This window comes from Pseudomonas sp. Pseusp21 (assembly GCF_059492145.1).
The window spans coordinates 6119128-6142418 of sequence record NZ_CP168520.1 but is presented as its reverse complement, the minus strand read 5'-3'; the positions used below and the strand labels follow the sequence as shown (position 1 = coordinate 6142418).

The 23291-nt window shown below is 61.7% G+C and carries 23 protein-coding genes; 13 read left to right on the top strand and 10 right to left on the bottom strand.

Translation table 11 applies throughout. The features are described from left to right. Nucleotides 1–38: 38 nt before the first annotated feature. Both ACEN93_RS27955 and ACEN93_RS27950 read right to left on the bottom strand, forming a co-directional pair. Nucleotides 39–1529, bottom strand: coding sequence for an aldehyde dehydrogenase (locus ACEN93_RS27955; RefSeq protein WP_064595397.1), 1491 nt, complete (start codon nucleotides 1527–1529; stop codon nucleotides 39–41). Nucleotides 1530–1668: 139 nt separating this feature from the next. Further along, entirely contained in the window at nucleotides 1669–3045 is a 1377-nt protein-coding gene (locus tag ACEN93_RS27950; protein ID WP_011333558.1) for a glutamine synthetase family protein, read from the bottom strand. A gap of 282 nt (nucleotides 3046–3327) precedes the next feature. On the opposite strand from ACEN93_RS27950, the gene ACEN93_RS27945 reads away from it, so the two are divergent. The 5 genes from ACEN93_RS27945 (at nucleotide 3328) to ACEN93_RS27925 (ending at nucleotide 8404) form a co-directional block, all read left to right on the top strand. Continuing rightward, nucleotides 3328–4089 (top strand): gamma-glutamyl-gamma-aminobutyrate hydrolase family protein, encoded by a 762-nt coding sequence (locus ACEN93_RS27945; protein ID WP_085613021.1) that lies wholly within the window; start codon nucleotides 3328–3330, stop codon nucleotides 4087–4089. A gap of 219 nt (nucleotides 4090–4308) precedes the next feature. Then, the gene (potA, locus tag ACEN93_RS27940; protein ID WP_007957110.1) at nucleotides 4309–5451 is read left to right on the top strand and encodes a polyamine ABC transporter ATP-binding protein; all 1143 of its coding nucleotides are present in this window, start codon (nucleotides 4309–4311) and stop codon (nucleotides 5449–5451) included. Beyond that, the gene (locus ACEN93_RS27935) at nucleotides 5448–6362 is read left to right on the top strand and encodes an ABC transporter permease subunit (protein ID WP_064595393.1); all 915 of its coding nucleotides are present in this window, start codon (nucleotides 5448–5450) and stop codon (nucleotides 6360–6362) included. Before potA ends, ACEN93_RS27935 begins: the two co-directional genes overlap by 4 nt. Continuing rightward, a complete protein-coding gene (locus tag ACEN93_RS27930) occupies nucleotides 6359–7237 on the top strand; it encodes an ABC transporter permease subunit (RefSeq protein WP_495610785.1) in 879 nt (292 codons plus the stop codon). Before ACEN93_RS27935 ends, ACEN93_RS27930 begins: the two co-directional genes overlap by 4 nt. A 69-nt stretch (nucleotides 7238–7306) precedes the next feature. Next, on the top strand, nucleotides 7307–8404 hold the full coding sequence (locus tag ACEN93_RS27925; protein ID WP_495610784.1) for a polyamine ABC transporter substrate-binding protein: 1098 nt from the start codon (nucleotides 7307–7309) through the stop codon (nucleotides 8402–8404). A gap of 262 nt (nucleotides 8405–8666) precedes the next feature. Here the strand turns inward: ACEN93_RS27925 and thpR are convergent, their stop codons facing one another. Continuing rightward, nucleotides 8667–9206, bottom strand: coding sequence for an RNA 2',3'-cyclic phosphodiesterase (gene thpR, locus ACEN93_RS27920; protein ID WP_495610783.1), 540 nt, complete (start codon nucleotides 9204–9206; stop codon nucleotides 8667–8669). Between the two features lie 107 nt (nucleotides 9207–9313). On the opposite strand from thpR, the gene ACEN93_RS27915 reads away from it, so the two are divergent. Continuing rightward, nucleotides 9314–9508, top strand: coding sequence for a hypothetical protein (locus ACEN93_RS27915; protein WP_007957125.1), 195 nt, complete (start codon nucleotides 9314–9316; stop codon nucleotides 9506–9508). Between the two features lie 15 nt (nucleotides 9509–9523). Here ACEN93_RS27915 and ACEN93_RS27910 read toward each other — a convergent pair whose 3' ends face one another. Both ACEN93_RS27910 and ACEN93_RS27905 read right to left on the bottom strand, forming a co-directional pair. Beyond that, nucleotides 9524–9877, bottom strand: a complete 354-nt coding sequence (locus ACEN93_RS27910; protein WP_039770926.1) for a DUF1428 domain-containing protein — start codon at nucleotides 9875–9877, stop codon at nucleotides 9524–9526. Between the two features lie 2 nt (nucleotides 9878–9879). Continuing rightward, on the bottom strand, nucleotides 9880–10959 hold the full coding sequence (locus ACEN93_RS27905) for a hypothetical protein (RefSeq protein ID WP_085667822.1): 1080 nt from the start codon (nucleotides 10957–10959) through the stop codon (nucleotides 9880–9882). Nucleotides 10960–11182: 223 nt separating this feature from the next. On the opposite strand from ACEN93_RS27905, the gene ACEN93_RS27900 reads away from it, so the two are divergent. Further along, on the top strand, nucleotides 11183–11455 hold the full coding sequence (locus ACEN93_RS27900; protein ID WP_039770930.1) for a hypothetical protein: 273 nt from the start codon (nucleotides 11183–11185) through the stop codon (nucleotides 11453–11455). Between the two features lie 43 nt (nucleotides 11456–11498). Here the strand turns inward: ACEN93_RS27900 and ACEN93_RS27895 are convergent, their stop codons facing one another. Beyond that, nucleotides 11499–11705 carry a hypothetical protein gene (locus ACEN93_RS27895; RefSeq protein ID WP_039770932.1) on the bottom strand — a complete coding sequence of 69 codons (207 nt, stop codon included), beginning with the start codon at nucleotides 11703–11705 and terminating at the stop codon, nucleotides 11499–11501. Further along, nucleotides 11706–11879 carry a hypothetical protein gene (locus ACEN93_RS27890; RefSeq protein WP_160292525.1) on the bottom strand — a complete coding sequence of 58 codons (174 nt, stop codon included), beginning with the start codon at nucleotides 11877–11879 and terminating at the stop codon, nucleotides 11706–11708. It abuts the gene before it with no gap. A 60-nt stretch (nucleotides 11880–11939) separates the two neighbouring features. Here ACEN93_RS27890 and ACEN93_RS27885 point away from each other — a divergent pair, with 60 nt between their 5' ends. The 4 genes from ACEN93_RS27885 (at nucleotide 11940) to paoC (ending at nucleotide 17708) form a co-directional block, all read left to right on the top strand. After that, nucleotides 11940–13694, top strand: a complete 1755-nt coding sequence (locus tag ACEN93_RS27885; protein ID WP_064595387.1) for an L-lactate permease — start codon at nucleotides 11940–11942, stop codon at nucleotides 13692–13694. 242 nt (nucleotides 13695–13936) lie between these two features. Beyond that, nucleotides 13937–14560 carry an aldehyde dehydrogenase iron-sulfur subunit PaoA gene (gene paoA / locus ACEN93_RS27880; protein ID WP_495611568.1) on the top strand — a complete coding sequence of 208 codons (624 nt, stop codon included), beginning with the start codon at nucleotides 13937–13939 and terminating at the stop codon, nucleotides 14558–14560. Then, a complete protein-coding gene (locus tag ACEN93_RS27875; RefSeq protein ID WP_495610782.1) occupies nucleotides 14557–15513 on the top strand; it encodes an FAD binding domain-containing protein in 957 nt (318 codons plus the stop codon). The genes paoA and ACEN93_RS27875 overlap by 4 nt, the downstream gene beginning before the upstream one ends. Further along, nucleotides 15510–17708 carry an aldehyde oxidoreductase molybdenum-binding subunit PaoC gene (gene paoC, locus ACEN93_RS27870; protein WP_495610781.1) on the top strand — a complete coding sequence of 733 codons (2199 nt, stop codon included), beginning with the start codon at nucleotides 15510–15512 and terminating at the stop codon, nucleotides 17706–17708. Before ACEN93_RS27875 ends, paoC begins: the two co-directional genes overlap by 4 nt. An 84-nt stretch (nucleotides 17709–17792) precedes the next feature. Here paoC and ACEN93_RS27865 read toward each other — a convergent pair whose 3' ends face one another. Together ACEN93_RS27865 and ACEN93_RS27860 are read right to left on the bottom strand one after the other, a co-directional pair. Then, a complete protein-coding gene (locus ACEN93_RS27865; protein ID WP_039770940.1) occupies nucleotides 17793–19136 on the bottom strand; it encodes a dicarboxylate/amino acid:cation symporter in 1344 nt (447 codons plus the stop codon). A 97-nt stretch (nucleotides 19137–19233) separates the two neighbouring features. Continuing rightward, a complete protein-coding gene (locus ACEN93_RS27860) occupies nucleotides 19234–20289 on the bottom strand; it encodes a tartrate dehydrogenase (protein WP_039770942.1) in 1056 nt (351 codons plus the stop codon). Between the two features lie 136 nt (nucleotides 20290–20425). On the opposite strand from ACEN93_RS27860, the gene ACEN93_RS27855 reads away from it, so the two are divergent. Then, on the top strand, nucleotides 20426–21340 hold the full coding sequence (locus ACEN93_RS27855; protein WP_039770944.1) for a LysR family transcriptional regulator: 915 nt from the start codon (nucleotides 20426–20428) through the stop codon (nucleotides 21338–21340). On the opposite strand, the gene ACEN93_RS27850 is transcribed toward ACEN93_RS27855, so the two are convergent. Then, nucleotides 21337–22281, bottom strand: coding sequence for an aldo/keto reductase (locus ACEN93_RS27850; protein WP_443526085.1), 945 nt, complete (start codon nucleotides 22279–22281; stop codon nucleotides 21337–21339). The two genes, ACEN93_RS27855 and ACEN93_RS27850, sit on opposite strands and share 4 nt — an antisense overlap. 111 nt (nucleotides 22282–22392) lie before the next feature. Here ACEN93_RS27850 and ACEN93_RS27845 point away from each other — a divergent pair, with 111 nt between their 5' ends. Beyond that, on the top strand, nucleotides 22393–23163 hold the full coding sequence (locus ACEN93_RS27845) for an alpha/beta hydrolase (RefSeq protein ID WP_495610780.1): 771 nt from the start codon (nucleotides 22393–22395) through the stop codon (nucleotides 23161–23163). Nucleotides 23164–23291 lie beyond the last annotated feature (128 nt).

Genomic DNA, 23291 nt, shown 5'->3' with positions numbered 1-23291 from the left:
GACGCCGGAAAAACCGGCGTCCACCGTTGTAAATAGAATTAGAGCTTGATCCAGGTCGCTTTCAGCTCGGTGTACTTGTCGAACGCGTGCAGCGATTTGTCGCGACCGTTGCCCGACTGCTTGAAGCCACCGAACGGCGCGGTCATGTCACCGCCGTCGTACTGGTTGACCCACACGCTGCCGGCGCGCAGGCCACGGGCGAAGGTGTGAGCCTTGCTCAGGTTGCTGGTCCAGACCCCGGCAGCGAGGCCAAAGATGCTGTCGTTGGCGATGTGCAGTGCTTCTTCAACGGTGTCGAAGGTGATCAGCGACAGCACCGGGCCGAAGATTTCTTCCTTGGCGATGGTCATGGCGTTGGTCACGCCGTCGAAAATCGTCGGCTCGATGTAAGTGCCGCCGGTTTCCTCGAGGGTGCGTCGGCCGCCGGCGATCAGTTCGGCGCCCTGCTCGCGGCCGATGCTGATGTAGCGCAGCACGTTGTCCAGTTGACGCTGATCGACCACGGCGCCGACGGTGGTCGCCGGATCCAGGGCGTGCCCCGGTTTCCACGCTTGCAGCGCTTCCACCAGCAGCGGGATGAATTGCTCGCGGATCGAACGCTCCACCAGCAGGCGCGAGCCGGCGGTGCAGACTTCGCCCTGGTTGAACGCAATGGCGCCGGCCGCCGCTTGTGCTGCCGCGCGCAAGTCCGGTGCGTCGGCAAACACCACGTTCGGGCTCTTGCCCCCGGCTTCGAGCCAGACGCGTTTCATGTTGCTTTGACCGGCATAAATCATCAGTTGTTTGGCAATCGCGGTGGAGCCGGTGAAGGCCAGCACGTCGACGTCCATGTGCAACGCCAGCGCCTTGCCGACGGTGTGGCCGAAGCCTGGCAGGACGTTGAACACGCCTTTCGGAATACCGGCATCCAGCGCCAGTTGGGCGATGCGGATCGCGGTCAGCGGGGATTTTTCCGAAGGTTTGAGGATGAACGAGTTACCCGCTGCCAGCGCCGGGGCGAATTTCCAGCTGGCCATGATCAGCGGGAAGTTCCACGGCACGATCGCAGCAACAACGCCGGACGGCTCGCGGGTGACCAGACCGAGTTGATCGTGCGGGGTGGCGGCGACTTCGTCGTAAATCTTGTCGATCGCTTCGGCGCTCCAGCGGATCGCGTTGGCGGTCGCCGGGATGTCGATGCTCATCGAGTCGCTGATCGGTTTGCCCATGTCGAGGGTTTCGAGCAGCGCCAGTTCTTCCTGGTGTTGCAGGATCAGATCGGCGAAGCGAATCAGGATGCGCTTGCGCTCGGCCGGGGCCTTGTTCGCCCACACGCCAGAATTGAAGGATTGGCGCGCGGCTTCGACGGCGAGGTTGGCGTCGGCTTCATCGGTGCTGGCGACGGAGGCCAGGAAACGGCCGTCGACGGGGCTCAGGCATTCGAAGGTTTCGCCGCTGATGGCCGGGCGGTATTCGCCGTTGATGAAGGCACGGGATTCGAGGGTCAGGGACTGGAAGCGTTGTTCCCAGTCGTTGCGGGTCGTTGTCATGGTGGTGGCTCGACGCGGGGGAATTTGGGGGTGTCTGGTGTGTGTGTGTTCGGCTTGAGATGGCTGCCCTCACCCTAGCCCTCTCCCTCCGGGCGGTCCGACGTATCGGGAGGGTTAGGGTGAGGGGCTTTTAAAGGCCTCACACCGTATGCAGATACCAGTTGTACTCAAGGTCAGAGATCGAGTTTTCGAACTCGGCCAGCTCGCTTTCCTTGCACGCGACGAACACGTCGATGTACATCGGGTCGATGTAGCGGGCCATGACTTCGCTGTCGTCCAGCTCACGCAGGGCGTCGCGCAGGTTGTTCGGCAGGCTCTGTTCGTTCTGCTCGTAGCTGTTGCCTTCAACCGGCGCGCCCGGCTCGATTTCGTTGGTCAGGCCGTGGTGGATACCGGCCAGCACCGAAGCCATGAGCAGGTACGGGTTGGCGTCGGCACCGGCGACACGGTGCTCGATGCGCACGGCATCCGGCGAACCGGTCGGCACACGGACAGCCACGGTACGGTTGTCGATGCCCCAGCTCGGCGAGTTCGGCACGTAGAACTGCGCGCCAAAGCGGCGGTACGAGTTGACGTTCGGGCACAGGAAGGCCATTTGCGCAGGCAGGGTCTCCAGCACACCGCCGATCGCGTGGCGTAGCGCGGCGTTCTGCTCGGGATCCTCGCTGGCGAAGATGTTGTTGCCTTCTTTATCCAGAATCGAAATGTGTACGTGCAGACCGTTGCCCGCCTGGCCCGGATACGGCTTGGCCATGAAGGTGGTGTCCATCTCGTGGTCGTAGGCGATGTTCTTCACCAGACGCTTGAGCAGGACGGCGTAGTCGCAGGCCTTGATCGGGTCGGACACGTGGTGCAGGTTGACTTCGAACTGCGCCGGGGCGCTTTCCTTGACGATGGCGTCGGCAGGAATGCCCTGCTCTTTCGCGCCTTCCAGAATGTCCTGAAGGCAGTCGACGTATTCGTCGAGGTCGTCGATCAGGTAGACCTGGGTCGACACCGGACGCTTGCCCGACACCGGCGAACGCGGCGATTGCGGACGGCCGTTCACGTTGTCCTGGTCGATCAGGTAGAACTCGAGTTCGAACGCGGCGCAGATGGTCAGGCCCAGTGCGTCGAACTTGCGCACCACGTTGGCCAGCACTTCACGCGGGTCGGCAAAGAACGGCTCGCCTTCCAGTTCGTGCATGGTCATCAGCAGTTGCGCGGTCGGACGCTTCTGCCAGGGCTCGATGCTCAGGGTGCCGGGGATCGGGTAGCAGATGCGGTCGGCGTCGCCGATGTCCAGGCCCAGGCCGGTGCTTTCCACCGTGGAGCCATTGATGTCGAGGGCAAAGAGCGAGGCCGGCAGGTTGATGCCTTTCTCGTAAACCTTGTGAAGACTGGTGCGCTCGATGCGCTTGCCGCGCACCACACCGTTCATGTCTGCAATCAGAAGGTCGACGTACAAAACCTCAGGATGTTTCTTAAGGAATGCGTTTGCTTCGTTGAGTTGAACGGCACGCAGAGGGACCGACATGATGCACCTATTTAGCTGTTAATTATTATGTTCACTGCTGTTTCGCCGAGCCAGTCAACCCGAACGGCAAAGTGAAGTCAATAGCGAACACAGAGCCGCCCAGCGTTTATTTTTCGGGCTTTTTTTAACACTCTCGTGCCAATGCAGGCGCCAGAGCCCCGGTCTTGATGAAGACTTGATGAACGGCGTTTAGAATTTTTTACATGGGAGTTGTTAATTAAAATCAACGAGGCTAAGCTCCGGAAAAGCTCGTTCAAGTGTCAAACTTCGAGGTGAATAAAAATGGCATTCAAGCCATTGATCGGCGTTACTGCGTGCGTCAAACAGATTGGCCTGCACCCCTATCACATCAGCGGCGACAAGTACGTTCGCGCTGTCAGCGTTGCGGCGCTGGGGTTGCCCGTCGTCATTCCTTCCCTTGGCAAACTGACTGAAATCGAAGACCTGCTGGGTCAGCTCGACGGTCTGTTGCTGACCGGCTCGCCGTCCAATGTGGAACCCTTCCACTATCAGGGCCCGGACAGCGCTCCCGGCACGGACCACGATCCGGCGCGGGATGCCACTACCCTTCCTCTATTACGTGCAGCCATCGCGGCGGGCGTTCCGGTACTCGGCATTTGCCGCGGCTTTCAGGAAATGAACGTGGCGTTCGGCGGCAGCCTGCACCAGAAGGTGCATGAGCTGCCGGGCATGCTCGATCACCGCGAAGCCGACAGCCCGGACGTCGCCGTGCAATACGCCCCGGCCCACGCCGTGAAGGTATTGCCGGGTGGCGTGTTCGAAGCGCTGGAGCTGCCGGGTGAATTCCAGGTCAACTCGATTCACAGTCAGGGCATCGACCGCCTCGCGCCCGGCCTGCGCGCCGAAGCCGTGGCGCCGGATGGCCTGATCGAGGCGGTCTCGGTGGAGCACAGCCCGACCTTCGCCCTCGGCGTGCAATGGCACCCGGAATGGCAGGTGCTGGACAACCCGAACTACCTGCGGATTTTCCAGGCATTCGGCGAGGCTTGCCGCCAGCGTGCGGCGCGACGCAACCAGCGCTGACGCCACCCAACGATTGCAAAACCATTTACTGCCCCCGCGGGGTCGGCGGTTGCGCGCTTGCGCATCCGTCATCCGCGATCAGCAACACACCGCGAAAACAAAAAGCACCACCCGGCAGCCAGGACGGCGGCGCCGAACAACCCGCACGGTGCGGGTCTGCAATCCACTCTTAAGCCAGGCCGCGTTGGCCCGGCGACTGAAACCTGTTGGGAGTTTCACATGGCAAACGCCTCCAGCACTTACAGGAAGGCTCTTGAAGGTCATCAGCAACCGAAAAAGGTTCTGGTGAAAGTCGATCGAGTCACCAAGAAGTTCGACGAAACCACGGCGGTGGACGATGTGTCCCTGGAGATCCATCAGGGCGAAATCTTCGCCCTGCTCGGCGGCTCCGGCTCGGGCAAATCGACCCTGCTGCGCATGCTCGCCGGTTTCGAACGGCCGACTGAAGGACGCATTCTGCTCGACGGTGTCGACATCACCGACATGCCGCCGTACGAGCGGCCGATCAACATGATGTTCCAGTCCTACGCCCTGTTCCCGCACATGACTGTTGCGCAGAACATCGCCTTCGGCCTCAAGCAGGACCGTTTGCCGGCCAGCGAAATTGACGCCCGCGTCGAAGAAATGCTGCGCCTCGTCCACATGACCCAATATGCCAAACGCCGCCCGCATCAGCTGTCCGGCGGCCAGCGTCAGCGCGTGGCCCTCGCCCGCTCGCTGGCCAAGCGTCCGAAGCTGTTGCTGCTCGACGAACCGATGGGCGCGCTGGATAAAAAGCTGCGTTCGCAGATGCAGCTGGAACTGGTGGAAATCATCGAGCGCGTCGGCGTGACCTGCGTGATGGTGACCCACGACCAGGAAGAGGCCATGACCATGGCCGAGCGCATCGCGATCATGCACCTGGGCTGGATCGCCCAGATCGGCAGCCCGGTCGACATCTATGAAGCGCCGGTCAGCCGTATGGTCTGCGAATTCATCGGCAACGTGAACGCCTTCGACGGCACCGTGGTCGAGGACCTTGAAGGTCACGCGATCATTCACAGCCCGGACTTGCAGCAAAAGATCTACGTCGGTCATGGCGTCAGCACTTCGGTGCAGGACAAGTCGATCACCTACGCGATCCGTCCGGAAAAAATGCTCGTCAGCACGATCAAGCCCGAGACCCGCTACAACTGGTCCGAAGGCAAGGTGCATGACATCGCCTACCTCGGCGGCCATTCGGTGTTCTACGTCGAATTGCCGAGCGGCAAGATCGTCCAGTCGTTCATGGCCAACGCCGAACGCCGTGGCGCGCGGCCGACCTGGGACGACAAGGTCTACGTCTGGTGGGAAGACGACAGCGGCGTGGTACTGCGCTCATGAGAACCTTCAATCAGCAATTCCTGCGCCTGGTGCCCAGCGGGCGAAAATTCGTCATCGGCATCCCGTTTATCTGGCTGTTCCTGTTCTTCATGCTGCCGTTCTTCCTGGTGATGAAGATCAGCTTCTCGGAAGCCGCGCTGTCGATCCCGCCGTACTCGGAGATCTACACCTACGCCGAACAGAAATTCCAGCTGCTGCTGAACATCGGCAACTACACCCTGCTCGGCGAAGACGAGCTGTACCTGTCGGCCTACCTCGGATCGTTGAAGGTGGCGCTGCTCAGTACGCTGATGTGCCTGGTGATCGGTTTCCCGATGGCCTACGCGATCACCAAGACCGGCAAGGAAACGCAAAACGTCCTGCTGCTGTTGATCATGATGCCGACCTGGACCGCGATCCTGATCCGCGTGTATGCGTGGATGGGCATCCTCAGCAACAACGGTCTGCTCAACGCGTTCCTGATGTGGACCGGGCTCACCGACCACCCGATCGAGATCCTCAACACCAACACGGCGGTGTATATCGGCGTGGTCTATGCGTACCTGCCGTTCATGGTGCTGCCGCTCTACGCCAACCTGGTGAAGCATGACGGCAGCCTGCTGGAAGCCGCGCAGGATCTGGGTTCGAGCAACTTCAACAACTTCTGGAAAATCACCGTGCCGCTGGCCAAGAACGGCATCATCGCCGGTTGCATGCTGGTGTTCATTCCGGTGGTGGGCGAGTTCGTGATCCCGGAACTGCTGGGCGGCCCGGAGACCCTGATGATCGGTCGCGTGCTGTGGCAAGAGTTCTTCAATAACCGCGACTGGCCGGTGGCGTCCGCGCTGGCGGTGGTGATGCTGTTGATCCTGATTGTGCCGATTCTGCTGTTCAACCGCAGCCAGGCCAAAGAGATGGAGGCACGGGGATGAAACGCTTCGGTTTTGCAAAGTTCATGTTGATCTTCGGCCTGACGTTCATTTATCTGCCGATGCTGATTCTGGTGATCTACTCGTTCAACGCCTCGAAACTGGTGACGGTCTGGGGTGGCTGGTCGGTGAAGTGGTATGTCGGTTTGCTCGACAACACCCAACTGATGGGCTCGGTAGTGCGCTCGCTGGAAATCGCCTGCTACACCGCGATTGCCGCCGTAGCGTTGGGCACCCTCGCCGCTTTCGTGCTGACCCGCGTAACGCGCTTCAAGGGTCGTACGCTGTTCGGTGGTCTGGTCACCGCGCCGCTGGTGATGCCTGAGGTGATCACCGGTCTGTCGCTGTTGCTGCTGTTCGTGGCGATGGCGCAACTGATCGGCTGGCCGCGGGAGCGTGGCATCGTCACCATCTGGATCGCCCACACCACGTTTTGTGCCGCTTATGTGGCGGTGGTAGTCTCCGCCCGCTTGCGCGAGCTGGACCTGTCGATCGAAGAAGCGGCGATGGATCTGGGCGCGAAACCGTTCAAGGTATTTTTCCTGATCACCATCCCGATGATCGCGCCGTCGCTGGCGGCGGGCGGCATGATGTCGTTCGCCCTGTCGCTGGACGATCTGGTGTTGGCGAGCTTCGTCTCGGGCCCGGGTTCGACGACCCTGCCGATGGAAGTCTTCTCGGCCGTGCGTCTGGGCGTTAAGCCCGAGATCAACGCCGTGGCCAGCCTGATTCTGCTGGCGGTGTCGCTGGTGACCTTCCTGGTCTGGTACTTCGGCCGCAAGGCAGAAGCCAACCGCAAGCGGGCGATTCAGGAAGCCATGGATCAGACCGCCAACGAATCGTGGCAGCAACCTCAACGAGTGGCAGCGACGGCCTAGGGCCGTCGCGTTTTACGGCTTTGCGCTTTGGCTTAAAAGCTTTTGAATAAAAAGAATGGAGTTTCACCGATGAAAATGTTTGGCAGGACTCTGCTGACACTGTCCTTATTGGGCGCAATCGCCACGGGCGCCCAGGCCAACGACAAGGTGCTGCGCGTTTACAACTGGTCGGATTACATCGCCCCGGACACCGTCAAGAAGTTCGAGGACGAGACCGGCATCCGCGTGACCTACGATGTGTTCGACAGCAACGAAACCCTTGAGGCACGTCTGCTCGCGGGCAAATCCGGCTACGACATCGTGGTGCCGTCCAACAGTTTCCTGGCCAAGCAGATCAAGGCCGGGGTCTACCAGACTCTGGATAAATCGAAGCTGCCAAACTGGAAAAACCTCAACCCGGTGCTGCTGAAAAACGCCTCCGCCAGTGATCCGGACAACGCCCACGCGTTCCCGTACATGTGGGGCTCGATCGGCATCGGCTTCAACCCGGACAAGGTCCGCGAAGTGCTCGGCAAGAACGCGCCGACCAACTCCTGGGACCTGCTGTTCAAACCGGAGAACGCCGAGAAGCTGAAGGCCTGCGGCGTCAGTTTCCTCGACTCGCCAACCGAAATGCTCCCGGCTGCCCTGCACTACCTGGGCTATCCGGTGAACGACAAGGACGTGAAGCACATCGCCGAAGCCGAAGCGCTGTTCATGAAAATCCGGCCGTCGGTGGCGTATTTCCATTCGTCGAAGTACATCTCCGATCTGGCCAACGGCAACATCTGCGTGGCCGTCGGCTACTCGGGTGACGTGCTGCAGGCCAAGGCCCGCGCGGTGGAATCGGGCAACAAGGTCGAGATCGACTACAGCATTCCCAAGGAAGGCGCCGGCAGTTTCTATGACATGGTCGCCATCCCGCGCGATGCCGCCAACGTCGAGAACGCCTACCTGTTCATGAACTTCCTGATGCGCCCGGACATCATCGCCGAAGTCACCAACAGCATCGGCTACAGCAACGCCAACGAAGCCGCGACGCCGCTGGTGGACGAAGCGATCCGCAACGACCCGGGCTCGTACCCGCCGCAAGCGGTGATGGCCACGTTGTATGCGGTGCCGGATCAGCCGATTGCCACCCAGCGGATCATGACCCGGGGCTGGACCCGCGTGAAACTCGGCAAGTAATGGCACCACCGATGATCGTTCCCACGCTCTGCGTGGGAATGCCTCAAGGGACGCTCCGCGTTCCAGCTCCGGAAGGGACGCGGAGCGTCCCGGGCTGCATTCCCACGCGGAGCGTGGGAACGATCAGACAGTCAGCGATCAGTCTAGAAAGTTTCCGTTCATGCAGCGCCTTACCACCGCTGCCCCCTGCTCTGAACGGCCTCACCTGGCTCTCCTCGGTTCAGGTGAATTCAGGCGCCCTCGGGCGCCTTTTTTTGTCGGCTCAGATCAGTGGCCAGTCGGCCAGCGAGCAATAACGGCCCTTGTGGGATTCGAACAGCGCAAAGCGTTCAGCGCGCAGGAAAAACTCCGGCGACGTGGCGGATTCCGGTTCCGGCGCGCGATAGTCCCGGGCCAGCGTCAGGTGCGGACGATACTCCCGCGTCGCCTCTTCAAACCCGAACGGCAACATTGCCTGCTCCAGCGCATACACCAGTCGCAGCAATGCCTGCGGCGCCTGCTCCGGCGCCAGCGACAATACCCCGGCACGACGCCAGACCTGCAACCGATCCAGTGAAATCCTCAGCGCCTCGCCCGGCGTGCGCACCTTCGCCGCCGCCTCACAGACTTCGCCAATCTGCGCCAACGGCACCGCGCCGAGAAACAGCAGCGTCAGGTGAAAGTTGTCCGCCGGCACCGGTTTGCCGGTGCGCAACCCCAGTTCGCTGCGCCACTGGGCAATCGCCTTGCGCTGCGCCGGCGGGCAGTCCAGGGCGAAGAACAGCCGCTTGAATGGTTGATCCCCGCGCGTTTCGTCCGTCATGGCCACGCTCCTTCGTTCGTCGAGATCCCTGGATTCTACACGCCCGTTTCTGGCGACTCCCGGCATGGGGTTTATAGTTCAACGATTGCCATCAACCGGAGGACGTCATGCGCGAGATCCTCAGCAAAGAACCCTGGTGGGCCCGACCGCCGAATCCCGGGCAGGATGAGAGCGAACTGGAATGGGGCTGGCTGGTGCATTACAGCGAAGGTGAGCCGCGTTTCGAATTCGTCCGCGAGCGGCCGACGGACGAGCAGATCCGCAACCGCAAAGGCTGCCGGATCACCCCGTCGGCGGAGTGACCCGGCAGCGCGACATCAAGGTTCGAGAATGTCCTTGAAGCCACCGAAGATCATCCGCTGCCCATCGAACGGCATCGGATTGACGTCTGGCTGCATGCGCGGGTCTTCCATCATTTTCGCCATGCCGCTGTCGCGGGTGGCCTTGTCCGGCCAGACCAGCCAACCGGCCGATACGACTTCGCCTTCCTTGAGTTTTACGGCCATCGGGAATGAGGTGACCTTGCCGTCCGGCACGTCATCGCCCCAGCCCTGAATCACCTCCAGCGCGCCGTATTCCTTGAACAGCTTCGCGGCGATTTCGCAGTGTTTTTTGTACTGTTCGCGGTTGGCATTCGGCACGGGAGCCACGAAAACATCGATGTAAGCCATGATCATTCTCCTTGCAGGGTGGGTTCGATCTGCTGAGTAGTCGACTCGGGCGGCCGCCATTCGACACGGTTGACGCCCAACCCGACCGACGGTTCATCTCGCCCGCCCAGATTGCCCTCGACCTGCGCCGCCATGTGCAGCGTGCCGGCCATCACGCCGGTGGTCGGGTTTTGCACCAGTTTCAGCCAGGCCTTGTCGAAGGTGTTGCCCAGGCTGCTGCGGATCAGCGCTTCGCTGTCCGGGCGGTCGTTGGCCTGAATGATTGCGCGCACGCCCGCCACCCCGACCGAAATCAGCGCCCCGGCCAGTTTGCCTGCCGCTGCCGCCACCGCACTGGCCGCGCCGCGCGGGGCCATTTCCGCCTCCATGCGCTGACTGGCGCGCTTGGCCACCGGCGCCATGGCCGATTCGGTCGAAGCCACGCCTTTGGAGCCGCCGTCGGTGTGGATCTTGTCGATCAGCGCCGCGTAGGCCGGCAGCGTGTTCAACGGTTCAGTGCTGACAACCTGATACAGCGAAGCATCCCTCGCCGGCGGCGGGCCAAGGGCGATGGCAGGGATTTTCTGCAATCGTCCGTTGAGCTGGGCGATGGGCACGCCGTGGCGCTGGGCAATGACTGGCATCTGCTGCGCCATCAGTTGCGCGTAGAACGCGGTGGACTGGCCGAGGATCGCGTCCGGGTCGATCTCCACCGCCACCGGCGCCAGCACGCGTTCCTGATATTGCTCCAGCAGATAGGCCGCCAGACGTTTGGCCGAAGCATCCTGCTCGCCGCTGGCACTGATCGTGTACCAGCTGACCTTCATCGACAGCCATTCCTGGGTCCAGTAACTGCTGAACCACGGGATGAAATTTTCTTCAGTTTGCTCATAGACCCGAATGCGCCAATGTTCCATCGAGCCACGGGCGAACACCTTGACCTGCTCGGTGGCCTGTTTCGAGGCGCTGACGATTTCCCGGTCGATCTGCTGCCAGGTCGCCGGCGAAACCACCACCGCCGGCGCGGTCACCGGGGCCCGCGCCGTGGTGGCGCAGCCGGCCAGCAACACCAGTGCGGCGACGAGCAGCGCACGCAGGTTCACGGTGGCGGTCCTTATCTGATCTTTGGTCGCAAGACCTGAAGAATCCGGGGGAGATGACATGAGTATAGGTGCGTGCGGTGCGCCGTTTATCCGCTGGTCAGGGCCGCTCCGGTCCAACCATCAATGCCGTCGATATTCACCATCGCGACGATTGCCTTCCGCATGTTGCTCGCCAAAGGCACGATTAGCCCATCCGAAACACACAGCACGAGGAGTTCACATCATGATCAATACCGTCACCCTCGCCGTGAGTTTCCCGGTCTTCGGCAGCAACTACTACGATCAGCACGCCGTGTCGCGCAAGACCCAGGCGCTGGTGTTCGACGAAGCCTTCGAAGATCTGTTGATGCCCGCCGCGAGCAATCATTTCAGCAATGAAGTGGTCGGCCTCAACGATCAGTTCCGGTTTCTGAGCGACATTCTCGCCACCCATTTGCTGGACATCGAGGCCTCAGTGCCTGCGCGATCCAGCGTCCGGGCGAGCGCTCATTTTTAATGCCAGAGGGCGTTCCCGTCGGGGAACGCCCTCTTCGTTTCAGTCAGTCATCATCCCGGTCGCGGTAATAACGACGCCCGTCGCGGCGGTCGTCATCGCGGTCGTCCCAGCGCCGGTCATGATCGTAGTAACGGCCATGGTCGCGGTCGTAATGCCGGCCATGGCGATGGTCATCATCGAAATCCGCCACACAGCCGCCCAGCAATACGGCGGCGGAAACAGTCAGCAGCAGGCTTGTTGCACGCATCATTCAGAATTTCCCTAAAACCAAGGTCTTGACGACGGAAACGGCAGCGCTGCCCGCACCGAAGAGGCGCGGTGTGCGCTGCCGCAGATACGACCGGGGAAAACGACGATGATTCACCGACAGCCGATGACCGTTGATCGCCTCGCCCGCCTCGCCCGAGCGGCGGCCAAATGCCACCTATACTGCTTGCAACGCGCAAAGGATCTGCCCCTCAAAAACAACAAGTAGAGGTGCGACATGGTCTGGCAACAAGTCTATGACCCGTTCGGCAATCCGGTGATTTCCACGATCATGGCCGCCGTTCCAGTGGTGGTGATGCTGGCGGCGCTGGCCTTCTTTCATGTGAAGGCGCATCTGGCCGCACTGCTGGCGCTGGCCTCGGCGCTGCTGATCTCGATCTTCGCCTTCGGCATGCCCGCCAACATGGCCGGTTCGGCGGCGCTGTTCGGTGCGGCCAACGGGCTGCTGCCGATTGGCTGGATCGTGCTCAACATCATTTTTCTGCATCGCCTGACCACCGAGAACGGCTCGTTCAAGGTGTTGCAGGATTCGCTAGCCCGCATCACCGACGACCGGCGCCTGCAATTGCTGCTGATCGCCTTCTGTTTTGGCGCCTTCTTTGAAGGTGCCGCCGGATTCGGCACGCCGGTGGCGGTCACCGGCGCCATTCTGATCGGTCTTGGTTTTTCGCCACTGGCAGCGTCCGGTCTGGCGCTGATCGCCAACACCGCGCCGGTGGCCTTCGGCGCACTGGGCACGCCGATCATTACGCTGGCCAAGGTCACCGGGCTGGATGAGATGGAGCTCTCGATGATGGTGGGACGGCAGCTGCCGTTCTTTTCGGTGCTGGTGCCGTTCTGGCTGATCTGGGCCTTCGCCGGGTGGCGCAAGATGCTGGAGGTATGGCCGGCGATTCTGGTGGCGGGCGTCAGTTTCGCCATCCCGCAGTTTCTGGTTTCGAACTACCACGGGCCGATGCTGGTGGACGTGATCGCCGCGCTGATTTCCATGGCGTGCCTGACGTTGTTCCTCAAGGTGTGGAAACCGGCAACCGTCCACACCTCGGCCGCGCTGTCGGGGCGGCATGACGACTCGAAGGTCGAAGAAGAAAAGGTCACGGCCAGCGCCGCATTCAGCGATCAGGCGCGCCCGGCAGTGATGCGCGCGTGGATGCCGTGGATCATCCTCACGGTGTTCGTGTTTGCCTGGGGCACCCAGGGTTTCAAGAACATGTTCGACACCCGTCCGGCGATTGATCCCGTCAGCCAATCGGCCAGGCTCGATCCGCAGGGCAAACCGCTGCGCGAGGCCAATCCGGTGTTCGCCCCGGCCGTGACTTTCAGCTCCCTGCATCTGCAGATCGAAAAAGTCCCGCCGGTGGTCGCCGCGCCGAAAGCTGAAGAGGCGGTGTACAAGTTCACATGGTTCACTGCCACCGGCAGCGGCATCCTGCTCGCGGCGATTGTCGGTGGATTGCTGATGGGCTACTCGATCCCCCAACTGATCAAACAGTACCTTCGCACACTGTGGGTGGTGCGCTTTTCGCTGATCACAATTGCCGCGATGCTGGCGCTGGGATTCCTGACCCGCTACTCGGGGCTGGACGCGACCATGGGCCTGGCATTCGCTGCCACGGGGATTTTCTACCCGATGTTCGGCACCTTGCTCGGCTGGCTTGGCGTAGCACTGACCGGGTCGGATACCGCGTCCAACGTGCTGTTTGGCGGCTTGCAACGGGTGACGTCGGAACAGCTGGGCATCAGCCCGGTCCTGATGGCGGCGGCCAACAGCTCCGGCGGAGTGATGGGCAAAATGGTCGACGCGCAGTCGATCGTGGTCGCCTCGACGGCGACACGCTGGTACGGCCATGAAGGGGAAATCCTGCGTTACGTGTTCTTCCATTCCATCGTGCTGGCAATCCTGGTCGGCGGCCTGGTGACGTTGCAGGCATATGTGGCGCCGTTTACGTCCATGGTGGTCGGCGCACATTGAGAATCGCGGGTGCCTCGGTTGTGAGAGCGATCTGACTCACAGCCAAGGCACCCGCGTTCATTCTGTCGATTCATGAACCGCGCGCATGAGGCCATGCGCAAATCAAAGAAAACCTTTTCCTCTCCAGCGTGGTCACTCCTAGAACAGAGCGAGACTGGCAACCACGCCAGCGTACCCGTGCGGGTCTTTCACACCCTGCCGACCTGATAGAGGAAGCCAAGCCAATGAACGACCATCCGCCAATGGCGATCTCCCGACGCCGTTTCCTGATTCTCGGTGCCGTGACCGCAACCGCGTTCGCGATGCCCCCTTTCATCAACCTCAAGGCCTACGCGGCCAGCCTGGAGCAACCGGCCATGGCCAAAGTAACCATCGAAGTCAACGGCAAGCCACAGGCGCTGGAGGTTGATACTCGCACCACCCTGCTCGACGCCCTGCGCGAACACCTGCACCTGACCGGCAGCAAAAAGGGCTGCGACCACGGCCAGTGCGGCGCCTGCACGGTGATCGTCGATGGCCGGCGAATCAATTCCTGCCTGACCCTGGCGGTAATGCAGGACGGCGCCAAAGTCACCACCATCGAAGGCCTCGGCATGCCGGACCACCTGCACCCGATGCAGGCCGCGTTCATCAAGCATGACGGTTACCAGTGCGGCTACTGCACGCCGGGGCAGATCTGCTCGGCGGTCGCCGTGCTTCAGGAAATCCGTGACGGCATCCCCAGCCACGCCAGCGCCAGCCTCACCGAAGCGCCGCAACTGATCGCCAGCGAATTGCAGGAACGCATGAGCGGCAACATCTGCCGGTGCGGCGCCTACTCGAACATCATCGAAGCCATCAGCGAAGTCGCGGAGGTGCCAGCATGAGAGCGTTCAATTACAGCCGCGCCGACTCCCCTGCCGCAGCCGCCGCTCAAGCGGCGAAAATCGAAGGTGCGCGTTTCATCGCCGGCGGCACCAACCTGCTGGACTTGATGAAACTCGACATCGAAACGCCGCAGCAGCTGATTGACGTCAATCACCTGGGCCTCGACCGGATCGAAGCCACCGACGACGGCGGCTTGCGCATCGGCGCACTGGTGCGCAATACCGATCTGGCCGCCGACAGCCGCGTCCGGAAAGACTACGCGCTGCTGTCCCGCGCCTTGCTCGCCGGCGCATCGGGCCAGTTGCGCAACATGGCGACTACCGCCGGCAATCTGCTCCAGCGCACGCGCTGCCCGTATTTCTACGACACCAATCAAGCCTGCAATAAACGCAATCCCGGCAGCGGTTGCGCGGCGATTGGCGGGGTCAGTCGACAACTCGGCATTATCGGCGTCAGCGACGCCTGCATTGCGACCCATCCGAGTGACATGGCGATTGCGATGCGGGCGCTGGATGCCCAGGTCGAAACGATCAAGGCCGACGGCAGCACGCGGCGCATCGCCATCGCGGACTTCCACCAGCTGCCCGGCACCACACCGAATGTCGAAACCAGTCTGATGCCGGGCGAGCTGATTACCGCCGTCACCCTGCCCGCGCCAGCGGGCGGCACCCATGTCTATCACAAGGTGCGCGACCGCTCGTCGTACGCCTTCGCGCTGGTGTCCGTCGGACTGATTCTTCAGAAGGATGGCAGCGGCCGCATCGCGGTCGGCGGCATCGCGCCGAAACCCTGGCGAGTCGAAGCGGCGGAAGCTCTGCTGCCGCAAGGCGCGAAAGCAGTCAGTGCGCGCCTGCTCGACGGCGCCACGCCTACTTCTGACAACCAGTTCAAAGTGACATTGGTCGAGCGCACGATTGCCTCGGTGCTGGCCCAAGCGAGGGACGAAGCATGAAATTCGACACGCCCGCCACGACCAACCCGATTGATCAGTTGAACGTCATCGGCAAACCCACCGACCGCATCGAAGGCCCGCTGAAGACCAGCGGCCAGGCGCCTTACGCCTACGAGCAACATGAGGCCGTGAAGAATCAGGCCTACGGCGTAGTGGTCGGTTCGGCCATTGCCAAAGGTCGCATCACCCGCATCGATCTGGAGGCCGCCCGCGCCGCGCCGGGCGTGCTGACCATCGTCACCGCCGCCAATGCCGGCAAGCTCGGCAAAGGCCAATACAACGCCGCGCACCTGCTGGCCGGGCCGCAAGTGCAGCACTATCACCAGGCAGTAGCGCTGGTGGTCGCCGAAACCTTCGAACAGGCGCGGGCTGCCGCGCAGTTGGTCAACGTCGAGTACGCGGCCGACAAAGGTCAATTTGATCTGGCCAGCGTGCGCGATCAGGGCGTGGAGCCGAAAGACGATCTGCCGGACGTCAAGCACGGCGATTTCGCCAGCGCCTTCGCCGCCGCGCCCGTGCAGTTCGACCAGACCTACACTACGCCGGATCAGTCCCACGCGATGATGGAGCCCCACGCGACCCTCGCCGCCTGGAAAGGCGATCACGTGACGCTCTGGACCTCCAACCAGATGATCGCCTGGAGCGTCGGCGACATCGCCGCCACCCTAGGCCTGCCCAAGGAAAACGTGCGGCTGATCTCGCCGTACATTGGTGGTGGTTTCGGCGGCAAGCTGTTCATTCGTGCCGACGCGATCCTCGCCGCCCTCGGCGCACGGCTGGCGAACCGACCCGTGAAGGTCGCCCTCGCCCGTCCGCAGATCGCCAACAACACCACCCACCGACCCGCCACCATTCAACGCATTCGCATGGGCGCCACGGCGGACGGCAAACTCACCGCCATCGCCCATGAAGGCTGGTCGGGCAACCTCGCCGACGGCAAGGTCGAAGTCGCGGCGCAGCCGAGTCAGTTGCTCTACGCCGCAGAAAATCGCCTGGTGACCATGCGCCTTGCGCCGCTCGATCTGCCGGAAGGCAACGCCATGCGCGCACCGGGTGAAACGCCGGGGCTGATGGCGCTGGAGATCGCCATGGACGAGATGGCAGAACAACTCAAACTCGATCCGATCCAGTTCCGCATCCTCAACGACACCCAGGTCGATCCGGTGAAAACCGAGCGGCCGTTCTCCCAGCGGCGTCTGATCGAATGCCTGCAAACCGGCGCCGAGCGTTTTGGCTGGGATAAGCGCAATGCGACGCCCGGCACCCGTCGCGAAGGTCGCTGGCTGATCGGCATGGGCGTTGCGGCAGCGATTCGCAACAACCTGCTGGTGAAGTCCGGCGCACGGGTACGACTGGAGCGCGACGGCAAGATCAGCGTTGAAACCGACATGACCGACATTGGCACCGGCAGCTATACGATCATTGGTCAGACTGCAGCGGAAATGATGGGAGTCAGCCTGGACGATGTGGTGGTGCGACTCGGCGATTCGAATTTCCCGGTGTCGGCCGGCTCCGGCGGCCAGTTCGGCGCCAATTGCTCGACCGCCGGGGTTTACGCGGCGTGCATGAAGCTGCGCGAAGCGGTCGCGACCAAACTGGGCATGAACGCGGGTGAAGCGCAGTTTGTCGACGGCCACGTGCGGCTGGGCAACCAGAACGTGCCGTTGCGTGACGCCGCGCAACACGCCCCGATCGAAGTCGAGGACAGCATCGAATTCGCCGACCTCGCCAAGCAGTACCAGCAATCGACCTTCGGCGCGCACTTCGTCGAAGTCGCCGTCGATGCCGCCACCGGCGAAGTCCGCGTGCGGCGCATGCTCGCGGTCTGCGCCGCCGGGCGGATTCTCAATCCGAAATCGGCCCGCAGCCAGGTGATCGGCGCGATGACCATGGGCGTCGGCGCAGCATTGATGGAAGAACTCGCGGTGGACAAGCGCCAGGGCTTTTTCGTCAACCATGACCTGGCGGGCTACGAAGTGCCGGTGCATGCCGACATCCCGCATCAGGAGGTGATTTTCCTCGATGAAACCGACCCCATTTCCTCGCCGATGAAAGCCAAGGGGGTCGGTGAACTGGGGATCTGCGGCGTGAGTGCGGCGGTGGCGAATGCGATCTATAACGCCACCGGTGCACGGGTGCGGGAGTATCCGATTACTCTGGACAAGGTTCTGGATGCGTTGCCTGAGATGATCTGAAACCGAATGAAAAACGCCCGGCGTGAGCCGGGCGTTTTTGTGCCTGAGACGGCATGGCACCTGCGGTTGCTGTATCCGATTCGTCTACCTGGCGGCCACGCGCTCAAGGCCTGGGCGCAGAGATTCGCTGGCGTGGAGAGTGATCTCGGCTTCCGGCACCTGCGCACTCCGTTCCTCGGCCTCGCCATTGAGCGCCCTGTGCATTTTTTCGCTATCGAGCGCCCCGACCCATTTGGCGATGGCCATGGTGCCCACGCCATTACCGATGGTGTTGGTGATTGCCCGAGCCTCCGACATGAAGCGATCGACCCCGAGCAACAGCACCATGCCTGCCACCGGAATCGTGCCGAGCGAGGCCAATGTCGCGGCCAGTATGATGAACCCTGAACCGGTTACCCCCGCCGAGCCCTTGGAGGTGAACATCAACACCGCCAGCACAATCAATTGGTCGGTCAGCGTCAGCGGTGTGTTCGTCGCCTGAGCGATGAAGATCGCCGCGATGGTGTAGTAGATGGCCTGGCCGTCCGGGTTGAAAGTCAGCCCCGAGGGGATGATCATCCCGGCCACCGGTTTCGATACGCCGGCCTTTTCCATCTTCGAGATCATCTGCGGCAGCACCGACTCCGAGGAGCTGGTGCCGAGTACCGTAAACAGCTCTTCCTTGATGAACCTGAGGAATTTCCACAAGCTGAAACCGCTGTAACGGCAGATCGGGCCGAGCACAAAAATCACGAACACCGCACAGGTCAGGTAAACGCAGGCCATCAGTTTTCCCAGCGAAAACAGCGAACTGAAACCGTACTTGCCAATGGTGAAGGCAATGGCGCCGAACGCACCAATCGGCGCCAGACGCATGACCATGTTGACGATTCGAAACATGCCCTGCATCAGACTCTCAAGCGCATCGACAAACACCTTGCCACGCGGCCCGACATGGGCCAGGGCGATGCCCAGCAGGATCGAAAACAACAGGATTTGCAAAACATTGCCCTTGGCAAATGCATCGACGATCGTGTCGGGGATGATGCCCATCACAAAATCCATGAACGACGCATGTTTGGCCGCTGTGGTGTACGTCGCCAGGCTGCTGGTGTCGAGACTGGCGACATCGACATTCATGCCCGCGCCAGGCTTGAACACGTCCACCACGATCAGCCCGATGACCAGCGCCAGCGTCGACACCACCTCGAAATAAATCAAAGCACGAAAGCCGACCCGACCCAGCTCCTTCATGTTTTCCATGCGGGCGATACCGGTCACCACCGTGAGAAAAATCACCGGTGCCAGCAGCATTTTGATCAGTTTGATGAAGGCGTCGCCCAAGGGTTTGAGCGCGGTGCCGGTCTCGGGCACCAGCACGCCGATGAGTGCGCCGAGAATCACGGCGACAAGGACTTGTACGTAAAGTTTGCCGAATATTCTTTTCATGACAGGGCCCTGATTTTTTATTGTTGTCAGGAAATGCCGAGGGGCGCGATACGCCCCTCGGCGGTGTGCCGCAGTACTGATTTGAATTGCAGAGGGATCAGCGGTTGATCAGCGCGATCACCGCGTCGGTGACTTGGCGCGTCGTGGCGGTGCCACCCAGATCCGGAGTGTGCAGACCGCTTTCCGTGACTGCCTCGATTGCCGACATCAGGTGTTTGGCGGCTGTTTTTTCGCCCAGATGCTCAAGCATCATCGCGGCAGTCCAGAACGTCGCGATCGGATTGGCCACGCCTTTGCCGGTGATATCAAACGCCGAGCCGTGGATCGGCTCGAACATCGAAGGGAAATCACGCCCTGGATTGAGGTTGGCCGTGGGCGCAATGCCGAGGCTGCCGGACAACGCAGCGGCCAGATCAGACAGAATGTCGGCGTGCAGGTTGGTCGCGACAATCACGTCCAGCGTCGCCGGCTTGAGCACCATGCGAGTGGTCACGGCATCGACCAGTTCCTTGTCGATCTTCACGTCCGGGAAGTCCTTGGCGACTTCGTAGAAGATTTCGTCCCACAGCACCATGCCGTGCCGCTGGGCATTGGATTTGGTGACCATGGTCAAATGTTTGCGCGGGCGGCTTTGCGCCAGTTCGAAGGCGAAACGATGAATGCGCTCGACCCCGGCACGGGTGAACACCGACACTTCGGTCGCCACTTCTTCCGGCAAGCCTCGATGAACGCGGCCGCCGTTGCCGGAATACTCGCCCTCGGAGTTTTCCCGGACCACGACCCAATCGATCTGCTCACCGTTGTGCAGCGGACTTTTCACCCCCGGCAGCACGCGGGCCGGACGCACGTTGGCGTATTGATCGAAACCCTGGCAGATCGGCAGACGCAGGCCCCACAGGGAAATGTGATCCGGCACATTGAGTGCGCCGACCGCACCGAAGAAAATTGCGTCGAAGGTTTTCAGTTCCTGCAAGCCGCCTTCAGGAATGTAGTGACCGTTTTTCAGGTAGTTGTCGGAGTTCCAGTCGAAGTGTTTGAAATCCAGTTCAAAACCGGATTTTTTCGCCAGGGCTTGTAGTACTTCGACGCCGGCGGCAATCACTTCCACACCAATGCCATCACCCGGAACCGCTGCAATCTTGTATGCACTCATGGTCAACTCCACTCTCTTCACGTTTTTGTTTTGCCTGCCGGACAGGGCTGTCAGGCGGGGTGTGATCGGAGTATATGTAGTGACCAGAAAGCGGTGAGTTACAGAAAATCACTACATCCATAACTTTGAGTTACCAATGAGCCAGACCCTCGATCTGTCGTTTTTTCATTTGCTGGCCAACAAAGGCAGCCTGGCCGCCACGGCTCGGGAATTGGGTGTGACGCCTCCAGCCGTAAGCAAACGCCTGAGTGCGCTGGAGGCTCGTCTGGGTGTGCGGCTGGTCAATCGCACCACGCGCTCAATGAGTCTCACGGCAGAAGGCGAACTGTATTTTTCCCATGCGGCGCGGATCCTGACGCAGATCGACGAGGTCGAGCAGTTGATCGGCGCCAGCCGGGCAACCCCTAAAGGGCTGATCCGGGTCAATGCCTCGCTGGGCTTTGGTCGTCGCTACATCGGTCCGGCCCTGGCGGCGTTTTTTGCCCGATACCCGGAGGTGGAAATCCAGCTGGAAATCAGCGACCACCCACTGGATCTGACGACCCACGGCTTTGATCTGGGGATCCGTTTCGGCACCCTGCCCGACGCGGCATTTCATGCCCGCAAGATCGCCTCCAACCGCCGCTTGCTCTGTGCCTCGCCGCTGTATCTGGAGAAACACGGGGTGCCACAGAAACTGTCGGACCTGCCGCAACACAACTGTATATTCCTGCGGCAGAACGAAACGCCCTACGGCGTCTGGAGTTTCACTGACGGCGGACGGACGCAAAACATCAAAGTGCGCGGTGCCCTGGGTTGCAACGATGGTGAGGTGGCTTTGAATTGGGCCCTGGAAGGCTATGGCATTCTGCTGCGTGCTGAATGGGACATCGCCCGCTACGTGCGCAGCGGCCGTTTGCGCCTGGTGCTGGAAGACCAGACCCCGACCCGCGCCGATGTGTACGCGGTGTATCCGCAACAGCTGCACCTGTCGGCACGGGTTCGCAGCCTGATCGATTTTCTGGTGGAGCGCTTCAAGCACATCGACAATCTGGATGACCCAGGCGACTAACTGACCAAGGCAATCAACTGCTGACGCTGCGCATCGGTCAACATCAACCCAAACCCGGCGCCGGCGTTGTCGGCCATGTACAACGGGTTGCTGGTGCCGGGAATCACACAAGTCACCGCCGGATGCGCCAGCAGGAATTTCAATGCCAGTTGCGGCCAGCTCTTCGCCCCCACCTGAGCTGCCCAACCCGGCAGCGGTTTACCTTTGAGCCGCGCGAGCAGGTCGCCACCGCCGAATGGCCGGTTGCAGATCACCGCCACCCCACGCTCGCGGCACAGCGGCAGGATGCGCTTCTCGACCCCGCGATCATCGAGCGCGTAGTTGATTTGCAGGAAGTCCAGCGGCTCGGCCTTGAGCACCGCTTCCACCTCCTCATACGCCGACGGCGTGTAGTGGGTGATGCCGATGTAGCGGATGCGGCCCTGCTCTTTCCAGTCGCGCAGGGTCGGCAGATGGGTTTGCCAGTCGAGCAGGTTGTGGATCTGCATCAGGTCGATGCGCTCGGTGCGCAGCAGGCTGAACGACTGTTCCATCTGCGCGATGCCCTCCTCGCGACCACGGGTCCAGACCTTGGTCGCCAGAAACGCCGGTGAGCGCGGTTCGTGGATCGACAGCAGTTCGCCAGTGGTTTCCTCGGCGCGGCCATACATGGGCGAGCTGTCGATCAGCGTGCCGCCCTTTTTGAACAGCTCGCCGAGCACCGCCGGCAATTGTTTGTAGACCGGATCGCCGGGGGCGACGTCGAAACCGCGATAAGTGCCCAACCCCACCAACGGCAGTGGCTCGGAGCTCGAAGGGATGGCGCGGGTCTGCATGGTCTGGGCTCCTGTGGCGTTCGGCGACGTAATGGCGGCCAGCGCCCGGTCAAAGGTGAAAACCGCTGACACCCCGGCTGCCAGCGTCAGCAACCGGCGGCGGGAATATCCCTCAGTGTGGTTCATGCTGGCGCCCTTGCCCTGTGGATCTGTTGCACCTTGTGTTTGGATGCAGCCCGCAAAACCGTTGGACTACACTGCGACAGCCAACCTGCGCGCCCGGTTAACGTTAGTCGAATGTCCAGAACCCTGTTGTCCCTCGTCGCTTTGATCGTCGCCGTGTACCTGATCCTGTGCGCGGCGCTGTTCGTTTTTCAGCGGGCGCTGATCTATTTTCCCCAGCCCGCCAGCCTCGATTCGCCGGAGTCACGGTTGACGCTGGCCATGCCCGACGCCGAGATCCGCGTGACGGTGCGCGAGCGCGCCGGCCCCAGAGCGCTGATCTATTTCGGCGGCAATGCCGAGGACGTTTCGCGCAATCTGCCGGAGTTTTCCGAGGCGTTTCCTGACTATTCGTTGTATTTGCTGCATTACCGGGGATTTGGCGGCAGCGGCGGTTCGCCCTCCGAAGCGGCGATTGCCGAGGATGCGCTGGCGCTGTTTGATCAGGTGTATGCGAGTCATCCGCAGATTGCGCTGCTGGGGCGCAGCCTCGGTTCCGGCGTCGCGGTGCGGCTGGCCAGCCAGCGACCGGTGGAACGGTTGATTCTGGTCACGCCTTACAACAGCCTCGAGGAAATCGCCGCCCGTCAATACCCGTGGGTGCCGGTGCAGTGGTTGCTCAAGGATCGTTTCCGGTCGGGCCAGTACGCGGCGCACATCCGCGTGCCGACGTTGCTGCTGGCGGCGAGCGACGACGAGGTGATTCCACGGGCCAGCACCGAGCGCTTGCTGCACAGTTTTCCCGACGGTGTGGCCACGCTCAAAGTGGTGGCGAACGCGACGCACAATTCGATTTCCGAACGGCCGCAATACCTGCAATGGATTGAGGATGCGTTGAATCGCTGAGCACTTCGTCGGCAGCCGATGAAACCCCGCGCTGCTTCGTGAACCAAGTGCAAAAAGGCCAGTCCTACCCGCGCCGCGTTCTGCGGTTCACTTTCCTTCAGCCTTGTCTTTGTTCAGAGCTTTGCGTC

Bases quoted from the DNA above. Each gene is read 5' to 3' on its own strand.
- ACEN93_RS27955 (WP_064595397.1), bottom strand. From the start codon at position 1,529: ATGACAACGACCCGCAACGACTGGGAACAACGCTTCCAGTCCCTGACC.
- ACEN93_RS27950 (WP_011333558.1), bottom strand. From the start codon at position 3,045: ATGTCGGTCCCTCTGCGTGCCGTTCAACTCAACGAAGCAAACGCATTC.
- ACEN93_RS27945 (WP_085613021.1), top strand. From the start codon at position 3,328: ATGGCATTCAAGCCATTGATCGGCGTTACTGCGTGCGTCAAACAGATT.
- potA (WP_007957110.1), top strand. From the start codon at position 4,309: ATGGCAAACGCCTCCAGCACTTACAGGAAGGCTCTTGAAGGTCATCAG.
- ACEN93_RS27935 (WP_064595393.1), top strand. From the start codon at position 5,448: ATGAGAACCTTCAATCAGCAATTCCTGCGCCTGGTGCCCAGCGGGCGA.
- ACEN93_RS27930 (WP_495610785.1), top strand. From the start codon at position 6,359: ATGAAACGCTTCGGTTTTGCAAAGTTCATGTTGATCTTCGGCCTGACG.
- ACEN93_RS27925 (WP_495610784.1), top strand. From the start codon at position 7,307: ATGAAAATGTTTGGCAGGACTCTGCTGACACTGTCCTTATTGGGCGCA.
- thpR (WP_495610783.1), bottom strand. From the start codon at position 9,206: ATGACGGACGAAACGCGCGGGGATCAACCATTCAAGCGGCTGTTCTTC.
- ACEN93_RS27915 (WP_007957125.1), top strand. From the start codon at position 9,314: ATGCGCGAGATCCTCAGCAAAGAACCCTGGTGGGCCCGACCGCCGAAT.
- ACEN93_RS27910 (WP_039770926.1), bottom strand. From the start codon at position 9,877: ATGGCTTACATCGATGTTTTCGTGGCTCCCGTGCCGAATGCCAACCGC.
- ACEN93_RS27900 (WP_039770930.1), top strand. From the start codon at position 11,183: ATGATCAATACCGTCACCCTCGCCGTGAGTTTCCCGGTCTTCGGCAGC.
- ACEN93_RS27895 (WP_039770932.1), bottom strand. From the start codon at position 11,705: ATGATGCGTGCAACAAGCCTGCTGCTGACTGTTTCCGCCGCCGTATTG.
- ACEN93_RS27885 (WP_064595387.1), top strand. From the start codon at position 11,940: ATGGTCTGGCAACAAGTCTATGACCCGTTCGGCAATCCGGTGATTTCC.
- paoA (WP_495611568.1), top strand. From the start codon at position 13,937: ATGGCGATCTCCCGACGCCGTTTCCTGATTCTCGGTGCCGTGACCGCA.
- ACEN93_RS27875 (WP_495610782.1), top strand. From the start codon at position 14,557: ATGAGAGCGTTCAATTACAGCCGCGCCGACTCCCCTGCCGCAGCCGCC.
- paoC (WP_495610781.1), top strand. From the start codon at position 15,510: ATGAAATTCGACACGCCCGCCACGACCAACCCGATTGATCAGTTGAAC.
- ACEN93_RS27865 (WP_039770940.1), bottom strand. From the start codon at position 19,136: ATGAAAAGAATATTCGGCAAACTTTACGTACAAGTCCTTGTCGCCGTG.
- ACEN93_RS27860 (WP_039770942.1), bottom strand. From the start codon at position 20,289: ATGAGTGCATACAAGATTGCAGCGGTTCCGGGTGATGGCATTGGTGTG.
- ACEN93_RS27855 (WP_039770944.1), top strand. From the start codon at position 20,426: ATGAGCCAGACCCTCGATCTGTCGTTTTTTCATTTGCTGGCCAACAAA.
- ACEN93_RS27850 (WP_443526085.1), bottom strand. From the start codon at position 22,281: ATGAACCACACTGAGGGATATTCCCGCCGCCGGTTGCTGACGCTGGCA.
- ACEN93_RS27845 (WP_495610780.1), top strand. From the start codon at position 22,393: ATGTCCAGAACCCTGTTGTCCCTCGTCGCTTTGATCGTCGCCGTGTAC.